Raw genomic sequence first — 11,309 nt, 5'->3', positions numbered from 1 at the left:
ACAGTTGTCAAGATGTTATCTTCATCTGCTCAAGGGCGCAAACCATTTTTACAAGTAATAATTGACTTAACTACTCTAGAAAAACGCGGTAAATTCTCAAGTTTTGGGGATTTAATTAGAGTTTATAATGGTAAACGTGGTCTACATATAGTAGTTGTTTATTTAGTTATAGGAAAGTGGCGCATACCTTGGAGTTTCCGTGTTTGGAGAGGTAAAGGTACTCTCATTTGCCCAGCTAGGACTCAAGCTAGTTAAGCGTTTACCTCAATGTTTAACTGAACGCTTTCAGGTCATTATTTTAGCTGATACTGCCTTTGGTAGCAAAGAATTTCTTCATGGGATACGCCAGCTTAAATATCATGCACTTACAGGCGTAGCTATTAGCCGTAAGTTAACTGATGGCAGACTTTTAAGGCATTTACATAAACAGGGACAACAAGTTTATTTAGTTGGTTTAAACTTTGCCGTTCCTGTATCTTGGTATTACTTAAAGCGCGACAATGGCAAACTAGAAAAACGTTTTGTTTTGTCTACTCGACCGATGAAAGCTTCAACTCTTAAATGGTGGGGTAAACGCAGATGGCAGATAGAAGGGTGGTTTAAAACCGCGAAGCATCGTTTCGGCTTACATCGTTTTGGGCAGGGTACTCTACTTGGAATGTATCGCTGGCTAATTCTTTCTCTAACTGCTTACCTGATTACTCATTGGACTTATTTATCCACTCAACTACCGTTACCACCTGATTGGGGTGAGGCTGCACAAACTGCACTTGAATCTATTTTGCCTCAACTAGTCGTGTCTCAGTTGTTACTTAATATTGAACGCTTGTTACCACTTGTACGTAGTTGTGGTTTTGACATTTATTTTTCCAGGTGCAAGATATGAGTAAAGCTAGATGAAGATGATTGAATTATCTGCTGCGTCAGCGATCGCTCATTTGTACCTACCATGCGTAAGGGCAATGGTACGGAAGCATCCTTAATATAGGCGATCGCACTCGGTACGCCTAACTAAATATAACTATTGTCACTGGAACTAATCAGCACAAAATAGTACAGGTTGCCTTACTAAAAATCTACAGCGATCGCAGCGTAGTATGTAGGCTCCACGAGTTGGGGCACGCAGGGATTTATACTACATTGTACTACAATAGTTACTTTTCAGGTAAAAGTAAAGCTAATGCTTCATGTCATTAGTAGTTTTTATGGGTTGTGAAAGTTCGTAGTCAGTGGCTTTAGTCCTTGAAATTGAGCGATAAATCGCTTATTAAAAACCTTTCAAAATTAATGACACAGACCACTAGCAAAATTGGGTAAAAAAAGATTTAATAGTGGCAATAGTATATAAGTAGTAAAAAATCATGACTAAAAATAAAAATTCAGGTGATAATTTTTGATTCCAAAAGCCTAAAAATATAAAAGGTATAGAAAAACCAAAGAAGAGCTTTCTTCCAAAAAGCCCACTAGCCAATACCAAAGTATCAGAACTATCACTACCCGATCCCAAAGTATTAGAACTTATAAAAAAAGCAATTACCCAAAAGCATTTAATTCAGTTTTACTACAAAAATTTTCAACGTATTGCAGAACCTCATACTCTTGGATTAAAAGATGAGGTTCTACAAGTTTTAATTTATCAAGTTGGTGGTCAGAGCGGTTCAGGTCAACTTCCTGATTGGAGGCGTATAAACCTAAATAATATGTTACGTCTTCAGATTCTTAATGAAACTTTCTTTAGCAAGCCTCCCTCCCCTTCTGGTAATCATAGTTCATGGGATGAAATCCTAGCTACTGTTAGTTAACTTTACAAAGTACGCAATGCTTACTATTTATAATGGTAAACATTGCCATACTTCATAACTTACTTATCCTCTCTTACAGGCAAAGGCATATCCAGAATCTCCATCAGCAAATCCAGACGAGAGGGGCGCGTTAGCAGTGGAACGATGTTCGGCAAACTGTAGTAGTCACCCGCAAAAGTGAACGTATCTACAGGTGCTTGCTGCTGCTTCAATTGACTCTCCACCCAGTTGTAATGAGTACCCACACGGACAATCACCACATTGGGCATTATCGCTAACTCCCGGCAGTAGGTCTTGTAGATTTCACCGAAGTAAGGAGCCGCATTCTCGCCTTCGTCTGTCACTAGGATAATCTGGTCAACAACCTGCTTTTTCCGCCGCATTGCTTCCAATGCACAGCCGATGCTAGTGCTACCGCCTGCTTTGATGTGCTGGAAAGCACGCTCCCAGTCGGTCAACTCCTTGCCCTTTGCCGTAAGAGCATAAGGAATGGTGTCGAAAGCGTAGACAAACAGTTCTGCCTGAGTGATACCAGAGATTAAGGCAGCGAGTTGCAAACCCGTCGCGATCGCATTCTCCATTGAGCCGGATTTGTCCACCAATAAAGCGGTTGGACGAGCGATCGCACCGCGCCGCTTCACCTGCTCGTTTGTCACCTTTTCCAATCGAGCAACGGTGTCTGCGTCAAAATCTGCGGTGTCTGTGGCAATCTGTGCTTTGAATGCTGAGACACGCGTACTCTTAGACGCTGCTTCCAGCTTAGAATCAATCAGCTTCTTGACTTCTGGGTGATCCATTGCACCTCTAGTCTGGAGAGACTTGAGATTGTTGATCGCTTCTTGAGGAGTCATGCTGTTGATTAACGCCACCAAGACAACTGGTGTGAGTTGCTTGATCGCACCAATTGCGATCGTGTATGGAATTTTGAACTCCACAATCAGCCGTGCCTGTTCTGCGGCATTTTCAGCCTTAGCAAGCTGCTTCAGCACATTTGCTAAGGAACCCTCACAAGGAGTATCGCCAAACAGAATCGCATTTGCTTGCTCATTTGGCTTGATGTGCAGCGAAGCATATAAGTGCTTCATTGCCTTACGACCTCGCAAAGCAGCGCGATCAAACAGAGCCGGATTGCTCTCTCGTGTCTTCAGGTAACGCCGTACCGCAGTCCGAGCCGAACGAGGCAGCTTGTTTTGCTGCTGCTTCATGAAGTCCACTACACGAGCCACTTGATAGGGTGGAAACTCTTGGAGCATCATAAATCCAGCATCTCGGTGTTCAGTTAAATTGCTAGTTAACAAGTAAGCAAGAAACACTTCCTTGTGGTCGCGGACATCACCATGACGCTGATACCAGACTGCCAGATGTCCGTAGAAGATGGGATCGAGTTCAACAATTAACTGATGAATTTCTGTGACTTGCTCTAGCTTGCGGTGAGGAGTTGTCAGCAAACTGTTGAGCATTTCTAGGCGCAGGTCACGTTCTGCGGTGTTCATAGGAACCTCCTTTAAGAATTTTGGATTTTGGATTTACGATTTTGGATTGCAATCGAAAATCCAAAATCTAAAATCCACGCATTGAAGGAGGCAGATGTTGCACGCGAAGTGATAAAGTCACCGCGCAAGTTGTGGAAGCACTGTGTATAATTTGTGCAGAGTTATGTAAGCTTCCGCGATCAGGGCACGGCAACAACTGCTAATTGAGAAATTTGATCAGCACTTACGCACTAAAAACCTAAAACCTAGATCCCCCCTAACCCCCCTTAAAAAGGGGAGAACTCTAAAAGCCCCCTTTTTAAGGGGGTTGGGGGATCTCTTATCTTCAAAAGCAGAAATCGTCAAATTCGTCGAAATCTTCCGGCTCGATGTTGAAAGACTTAATCTTCTTCATCATTCTCACCTCCATGTTTAAATGAAATAAGATCACCTCGTGCAAGTCGAAAAAGCTGTTGATTCACACACGGGATTTGAACCCGTAGTTGCTTGATCTCAAGTCAAGTGCCTTACCATTCGGCTAATATGTAAGCTTTTTCAGTTAGGGCACGAAGTGAAAATTTTAGGTTTTAAAAAGTTGATTTAAAATAAATCGAATTTCTTTCTTGTTACACTGCTGTTTCCTAACAGCGTAAATCATTCGACCTCTATACATTGCGGCAGAACAAGGTTATAAACAAAGTACAATTTAAATAATTGGAATTCCGCACAAGTTAGCAAAGCAGTTTTCACAGTTGCCTATACCAATTTGGCTACGCTCCCATCAAAGGGAGCGGCAGGACTTGAACCTGCATTCCGTTGCCGGAGTGTGTGTAGGCTTTACAAGTTAGGGCGCGGAATAAAACTATGCAGTTAGAAATGAAGCAAAGGCTTATGTTTTAAACTTTCTTCCCTCCTGCCTCCTTTAACTATAGACAGCTTCAGGACGGATGATCAAATCACCACTGGGACGGCGATCAATTACGTAAGCAGAGAGGCGATCGCTATTCACATCTAAATGCCGAGCAACGCGCTCCTTCACTGCTACATCATTCATCCCTGCTGCAATTCCCAATTGTGTTTTTGGCACATCAACAGAACGTCCTTCAAATCGAATATGAACCATTGCAATCACCTCTTGTTTTAATTACGAATTGATATTAGTGGATCTGATCGGGATTGAACCGATACCCTCCCTGTGAGAGTTACACTCACACCTCGTGCGAGTTGAAAAAGCTGTGGTAACACCGCAGGAATTGAACCTGCACTTATCGTTTTAGAGACGATCGCTCTACTATTGAGCTAGTATGTAAGCTTTTTGTGTCAGGGCACAAGTGATATCTGGGAACTCTACCGTTAGAGCTACAGACCCAAGGAAAGCATAATTGCGATGCTTTTATTTTCTTAAGGAAGCGTCTACACAACTTCAACCGAAGTAGAGTCTAGTGGAGCCGTCGGGAATTGAACCCGAATCCTGCAACCGTCCGTTTGTTGGCTTCGGAGCAGTCGAACACCAATCGCGGCCCCAAAAGTGGGTACTGCCAAAGGAAGTTGCTAAACTAATCCCCAAAAAGTGGCATCTATGCAATTGTCAAGGTTCCTAGAGGTTTTAGTTTTGCCTTTTGAGGAGGCTTTTTTCTTTATACTACACATGTAGTATTTAAATTACACGATGTCAAGGGGATACTACAAATTTCGCATTCCAATGCGAGTCATTTAGATTCTGTCTTCTAAAAGAAGAGAGGCTTTGAGGCTTACTCCCCAACGCTAGCTCTTAAGGGGCTGTTCTTGTTAGGTCTTTTTTTATAGTCTACTCAGCTAAAAATCGCGCTTATTGCGAAATTAACTACGGTTATCTATCTGAGCGCGTTGTAAACTTCCAGAGAAGTCAACATAAACACTTTTCCATTCTGTGAAAACATCCATTGCAGTAGTTCCAGCTTCTCGGTGTCCGTTACCGGTTTGTTTCACACCGCCAAAGGGCAAGTGTACCTCTGCGCCAATAGTGGGGCCGTTAATATAGGTGATACCTGCTTCGATGTCGCGCATGGCAGTAAAAGCCCGGTTGATATCGCGGGTGTAAACTGAAGAAGAAAGACCGTAATTGCTATCGTTGAGAATTGCGATCGCTTCCTCAAAAGAACTAACCTCAATCAATGCCACTACTGGCCCAAATATCTCTTCACGGGCGACGCGCATATCAGGAGTTACATTATCCAAAATAGTTGGTTGAAAGAAGTAACCGTTTTTCAATGAACCTTCACTAGCAATTTCTCCACCAATTAAAACCTTTGCTCCTTCCTCACGGGCGATATCCAAATACTTGCTCACCTGTTGGAGTTGCTTTTCATTGACAATCGGCCCAATATCTGTATTAGGTTCAGTGCCAGCACCCAAGCGTAACTTACTGGTACGCTCATGGAGCATGGTGGTAAATTCTTCTTTGATATCACGATGCAAAATCAGGCGACTGGTAGCTGTACACCGTTGACCGGTTGTCCCAAATGCTCCCCATACTGCACCATCTAAGGCAAGTTCCAAATCGGCATCTTCCATTACCACTTGGGCATTTTTACCACCCATTTCCAGACAGACACGCTTGTGAGTGCGTCCGCAAGTAGCGCCAACAAAAGCACCCGTTTCTGAAGAACCAGTAAACGATACCAAATCTACATTGGGATGCTCAACTAAAGCTTTCCCCGCCTCTTCTCCTACACCATGCACCAAGTTAATTACTCCTAGTGGTAAACCTGCTTGTTGGAAAATTTCAATCAATTTAGTTGCACAGGCAGAAGTATCTTCGGCAGGTTTGAGGATGACTGTATTGCCACACACCAAAGCTGGCATAGCTTTCCAGCAAGGAATTGCCACAGGAAAATTCCAGGGAGTAATTAAGGCACAAACTCCTATGGGCATCCGCACAGTCATGGCGAATTTATTGGACATTTCCGACGGTGTGGTTTGCCCAAATAGTCGCCGTCCTTCGCCAGCAGTGTAAAAGGCGCAGTCAATACCTTCTTGCACATCTCCCCTGGCTTCTGTCAGGGGTTTACCCATTTCCCGACTGATTAACTGGGCAAGTTCTTCTTTATGCTGGAGTAATATTTCCCCAACCCGAAAGATATATTCAGCCCTAGCTGGGGCCGGGACTTTGCGCCAACTGTGGTAGGCTTTACGGGCGGCGGCTACTGCTGTATCTACATCCTTGGCTTGGGAACGGGGAAATGTGGCAACCACTTCGGTTTTGTTAGCAGGGTTGCGACTTTCTAAAGTTGCTTCCTCTACAGCATTCAACCATTGACCGTCTATATAATTGCGGCAAGATAGCGGAGTTGTCATCTTGAAAATCTCCGGCTGATGATCCACTGAAACTTGTGTATTAAGTTTGCTTGCTTTCTAGGTTATCCTCAAGTCTGAGAAATTGGCGATACAACCAAATATCGATATAAAAATTAAGGGACTAACGCTAACACCCCCACAGGAGAACCAGAACCACCACGCAACCGGAGAAGGCCGATCGCTAGAGTAGTACCTTTCGGTGGCAGTTGATCCAAGTTGGTGAGATTCTCCAAAACAATACGCGGTTTCTCCAACACCAAATGGTTAATAGCAAAACTGTTATCCTGTCCGGGGTCTACACCATGAGTATCAATTCCTACCCCTGCTATTTGCCGCTCATCCAGTAATAATTGAGTCGCATCGCTGCCAAAGCCTGGAAAGTGAGCAATTCCTTGATAATCATGATTTAGGAATGCACTTTTATCAAACCACTTTTTTTGCCAACCAGTATTCAGTATAACTACGCAACCAGGATAAATTTCACCGTATTCTTCTTCCCAAGCCAGAACATCAGCAATAGTCAGGGCATAATCAGGATTAACTGCTGTGGCTTGGCGAATATCTATGACCACCGCAGGTACAACCAAAGACTGGGCGGGGTATTGGTCAATTCCCACAGCATAACTATGAAAACTGTTAGGGGCGTTGATATGAGTAGCGCTATGTTCCCCCAAGGAGAAACGTCGCAGGTAATAGCTATCATTATTCAGTTCAGCCACAGTTTCAAATTCTACTGGAGGGTCGCCAGACCATTGGGGAATATCTATGTCAATTACATGACTTAGGTGGATAACGCGTGTGTAAGTGATACTATTTTGACTTTGGGGTTGTATCATAATTCTTCTCTCCCCCTGCTTCTCTTCCCGAACTGCCTCAACCAAGAAATATCCTGAACCGAATGGTATCGGGGCTACACCTACGCAAAAATAATACTACCATTACAACGTTTTTTAAACAATTTAACAAAGTTTCGGGGTTTAATTCCCCTGCCTAACGACGGCAGCACGTTTTGATGCCTAAGCTAAATCCCCGTCACAAAACGTAATTGCGAATTGCGAATTGTGAATTGGTTTAACTGCAACATTTCTAGTCCTACTTCCCTGTATTAGAAGAAATAATCCCCAAATTCCTGTAAATTTCAGGTTTTTGGGGGGTTCAAATGTTGCAGCAAAAAGTGAATTAATCTTAGTTAACAAGCAATAGATTAATATCTGATTAAGTTTTAATTAAATTTGCGTAATATCTACGAATCGGGTTGCTGCTTGAATGGAATCATGATCGCAAACTCAGTACCTTCTCTTGGTGCTGAAATACACTGGATTTGCCCGCCATGTTTTTTTACAACAATTTGGTAACTAATTGATAACCCCATGCCCGTGCCTTTACCGACGGCTTTCGTAGTAAAGAAGGGGTCAAATACACGTTTGCGTACTTCCTCAGTCATGCCTGGGCCATTGTCGGCAATGCCAATGATTACATGGCCTTCTTGGATGAGGGTGCGAATGCGAATTTGGGGAGAAGTCATTTGTTTAGAGTTGTTTACTAATGACATAGGCGCTTCGCCTTCTTGCAGGGTATGACTAATGACAAATGACTCTTCAATTGCATCGATCGCATTTGTCAACAGATTCATAAACACCTGATTTATGTGTCCAGCGTGACACAGTACTGGTGGTAGGTTGCCGTAGTCTCGGATTACTTGGATTTCGGGATGTCCTGGTTTGGCTTTCAGGCGATTTTGCAACAGCAGCAAGGTGTTATCAATACCTTCATGAATATCTACTGGCTTTGTGCCGTCTTCATCAAGGCGAGAGAAATTGCGTAAAGATAGGACAATCTGCCGAATGCGTTCGGCTCCCATGTTCATGGAATCCAGGATTTTGGGCAAATCTTGCTTAATAAAGTCTAAATCAATGGCATAGATTTGTTGGTGAATCTCTGGTGTTGATGGGCAATCGTTCTGTTGATAAAGGTCTACCAAGTGCAGCAAATCCTTGATATATTCACGGGTGTGGCTAATATTGCCGTAAATAAAATTGACGGGATTATTGATTTCATGGGCAATACCTGCAACCAATTGTCCTAAACTGGACATTTTTTCAGTTTGAATCAGCTGCGCTTGGGTTTGTTTAAGTTCTAAGAGCGCCGCTTCTAGTTGCTGGGCTTTGTCTTGGGCAGTTTGGGCGGCAATTCGACTTTGGGTGTAAAGTTTGGCTTGGTCAATGGCGATCGCTAGTTGAACTGTAACTGCTTGTAGTAATTCTACTTCGTTGTCCAGCCAAGGACGGAAACCACTACAATAACCACAACTAAATGTGCCAATTTCGCCAGATTGGGTGTGTACAGGCAGCGACATAAACGCAGTGAAACCGAAATCCTCCAAAAACTGCCGTGCTATAGAATCGCCCATAGTCTTAATATCATCAATGCGGATGATTTCTCTGTTCAAGGTTTTGGCTGCGATTAGTTCGATTTCTGCATTAATTGCTTCTTGGTGGTTAAGCAGACATGGTAAAGAGGGACTTTTTGCCTGATATACACTCTCCCAGTAGGGTACATCAGCGTCTTGCCGATACCAATAGAAGGCGCAGCGATCGATCCGGAATAAGTTGCGAATTTCCTGCACTGCGGTTTCCACAATGTAATTGAGATCCAAGGAAGCTCGAATCTGACTAGAAAGACGATTGAGTAGGGCTTCCCGTTGGGCGCTTTCTCTGAGTGCAACTTCTGCTTGTTTGCGCTTGATGCCAATGGCAATCGCCTGGGCGGCAAATTCCAGTGCCGTGAAAGTTGATTCTGTCACCGTTTGGCGGGCAAACATGGCTATCACCCCTACAGTTTCATATTCAACAATCAGGGGATAGCCAGCAAAGGCAACCATACCCTCTCGTTGCGCCCATTCTTTGTTACTCACGCGGGGATCTGTCTGCACAGAGTTAGTTAGGTGGGGTTTGCCCTCTTCGGCAATTAAACCAATTTTGAATTGACCAACTGGCACACATTTATGGGGCCCATTAATGTGGGTGTACATCCCCGAACTGACTTGCAACTCCAATACGTTGTCTTGTTTGTTCAGCGTCCAGATGCGAGCAAAGGCTGCATCAAGATGTTCAACTAAAGCCTCAGTGCAGCGGTGCATCGTCTTCTGTAAGCTGTCATTCTGAGTAAGGGCCGCGTCTACATCGGCACGAAAATTTGCTAAACGCGATCGCTCTGCTAGAGCTTCCTCTGCTTGTTTGCGGTCAGTGGTGTCATAGCAAATACCAAGGAAGTTTAAAAAATTACCATTAACGTCTTTAATAACAGATGAGTTGCTTGTATGCCATCGCCAACTGCCATTTTTGTGTTTGACTCGATATTCCATTGCGTCTTGTTTTTCACCTGTTGTCAAAATTCTTTGGAAATAATCTGCACAAATAGACACATCGTCAGGATGTATAAGGGGAATAAAGGATTTACCTTCAATCTCTGCAACTTCATACCCCAAAATATCAGTCAAATTAGGAGAAACGTAAGACAATATCCCTTCAAGGGTCACTGCAAAAATAATGTCATGGGCGTTTTCGACCATGCTGCGAAACTTGGCATTGCTTTCTATTAATGCTGCTTGGATGTTGTCGTTAGTGTCGCGGACAATAACTATGATTTGCTGGTCTGGTAATGGTAATAACCTAGCTTCAAAATTGTTGTTTTCTTCTGAGAGCGGTAAGGTATATTCAAAACTGACTTCATATTGAGTTTCAAGTACTTGAGTTATTGCTTGGTGGAAGCGATCGCCTACAGCAGTCGGTAGACATTCTCGCAAACTCTTGCCCTGACAATCTCCTGTAGGAATATACGGATTCTCCATCAATCCTTGCTTGTAATCCAGGATAGTTCCATCAGCATTGAGACGAAAATATAAATCAGGAAGCAGTTGCAAAATCGCTGCAAATTCTGATGTTTTTTGGTGTAACTGTGCTTCAACTGCTTGGCGTTTTGCAGTTTCGGCTTGTAGTTGCTCTAGTGCTGTTGTTAATTCCGCTGTCTGTTTAAGTTCTGTAATTTCACGTAGATAATGAGAAGAATTTGTAGATGCCGAGGAGCTTTCTGTCATGATAGGTCGGCTTCCCACTATGGGCACTTCTGTTATATCTACACAATAACCGATGTAACCGACAAAGCTACCATCTGCTGCAAATCGTGGCGCAGCTGTATCTAAAATCCAGCGATATTCACCATCAGCCCGACGCAAACGATATTGCCTCTGAAACGAATCATGCACAGCAAATGCTCCCAGGTATATATCTTCACATCGCTGTCTATCTTCGGGATGGACGCTGCAAGTCCAGATATTGCCTATCTCCTCTTCTGGCACAGATGTAGACGCGCCTGTTGTTAGATATATTCCAGTAAATTCCAGCCAATTTGAATTGAAGTAACAGTAAAGTGCATTATATTCAGCCATCCAAATCATCACAGGAGCAGTATCCGCCTGCTGGCAAAATACTTTTTCATCCTGTTCTATTTCTTCCTCTTCGACCATGATTTGGTTAATGTTGCTCTGCACCTTTTTAGAAAACACTTTTTCCTGCCTGCTCTGCCTAAATTATTAAGGTAATAGTCTGAAAATAGGATTTGTTAATATATATATTTTTTCTGTTATCCTGCTATTTATTTTAATACTTTATTTAGTCTTATGTTTACAATAATTCCTTTT

6 protein-coding genes, 1 tRNA gene and 1 pseudogene are annotated in these 11,309 nt (G+C 43.1%); 2 read left to right on the top strand and 6 right to left on the bottom strand.

The genetic code is table 11. The features are described from left to right. Both ACFFAP_RS18995 and ACFFAP_RS18990 read left to right on the top strand, forming a co-directional pair. Window positions 1–255 (top strand): annotated as a pseudogene (locus ACFFAP_RS18995) (hypothetical protein); the annotation flags it as partial. Next, window positions 200–886 (top strand): transposase, encoded by a 687-nt coding sequence (locus tag ACFFAP_RS18990; RefSeq protein WP_375512654.1) that lies wholly within the window; start codon window positions 200–202, stop codon window positions 884–886. The pseudogene ACFFAP_RS18995 and the gene ACFFAP_RS18990, both read left to right, overlap by 56 nt. A gap of 975 nt (window positions 887–1,861) precedes the next feature. Here ACFFAP_RS18990 and ACFFAP_RS18985 read toward each other — a convergent pair. From ACFFAP_RS18985 to ACFFAP_RS18960, 6 genes are all read right to left on the bottom strand, one after another. Continuing rightward, on the bottom strand, window positions 1,862–3,295 hold the full coding sequence (locus tag ACFFAP_RS18985; protein ID WP_375512653.1) for a hypothetical protein: 1,434 nt from the start codon (window positions 3,293–3,295) through the stop codon (window positions 1,862–1,864). A gap of 458 nt (window positions 3,296–3,753) precedes the next feature. Beyond that, window positions 3,754–3,822, bottom strand: a tRNA-Ser gene (locus ACFFAP_RS18980). Window positions 3,823–4,196: 374 nt separating this feature from the next. Beyond that, complete coding sequence (locus ACFFAP_RS18975; RefSeq protein ID WP_375512652.1) at window positions 4,197–4,397, bottom strand: hypothetical protein; 201 nt, start codon at window positions 4,395–4,397, stop codon at window positions 4,197–4,199. Between the two features lie 716 nt (window positions 4,398–5,113). Continuing rightward, window positions 5,114–6,610, bottom strand: coding sequence for an aldehyde dehydrogenase family protein (locus ACFFAP_RS18970; protein ID WP_375512651.1), 1,497 nt, complete (start codon window positions 6,608–6,610; stop codon window positions 5,114–5,116). A 113-nt stretch (window positions 6,611–6,723) separates the two neighbouring features. Further along, on the bottom strand, window positions 6,724–7,446 hold the full coding sequence (locus ACFFAP_RS18965) for a cyclase family protein (RefSeq protein ID WP_375512650.1): 723 nt from the start codon (window positions 7,444–7,446) through the stop codon (window positions 6,724–6,726). A gap of 407 nt (window positions 7,447–7,853) precedes the next feature. Beyond that, window positions 7,854–11,135, bottom strand: coding sequence for a PAS domain S-box protein (locus tag ACFFAP_RS18960; protein WP_375512657.1), 3,282 nt, complete (start codon window positions 11,133–11,135; stop codon window positions 7,854–7,856). Window positions 11,136–11,309: the final 174 nt, after the last annotated feature.

It is taken from the genome of uncultured Nostoc sp. (assembly GCF_964245575.1).
Classification (GTDB): domain Bacteria; phylum Cyanobacteriota; class Cyanobacteriia; order Cyanobacteriales; family Nostocaceae; genus Nostoc.
The sequence above is the reverse complement of the archived record's forward strand: the minus strand, read 5'-3'. Positions and strand labels throughout refer to the sequence as shown.

What these genes read in the sequence shown, in the direction of transcription:
- ACFFAP_RS18965 (WP_375512650.1), bottom strand. Translation starts at nt 7,446, where the DNA reads ATGATACAACCCCAAAGTCAAAATAGTATCACTTACACACGCGTTATC.
- ACFFAP_RS18960 (WP_375512657.1), bottom strand. Translation starts at nt 11,135, where the DNA reads ATGGTCGAAGAGGAAGAAATAGAACAGGATGAAAAAGTATTTTGCCAG.
- ACFFAP_RS18970 (WP_375512651.1), bottom strand. Translation starts at nt 6,610, where the DNA reads ATGACAACTCCGCTATCTTGCCGCAATTATATAGACGGTCAATGGTTG.
- ACFFAP_RS18975 (WP_375512652.1), bottom strand. Translation starts at nt 4,397, where the DNA reads ATGGTTCATATTCGATTTGAAGGACGTTCTGTTGATGTGCCAAAAACA.
- ACFFAP_RS18985 (WP_375512653.1), bottom strand. Translation starts at nt 3,295, where the DNA reads ATGAACACCGCAGAACGTGACCTGCGCCTAGAAATGCTCAACAGTTTG.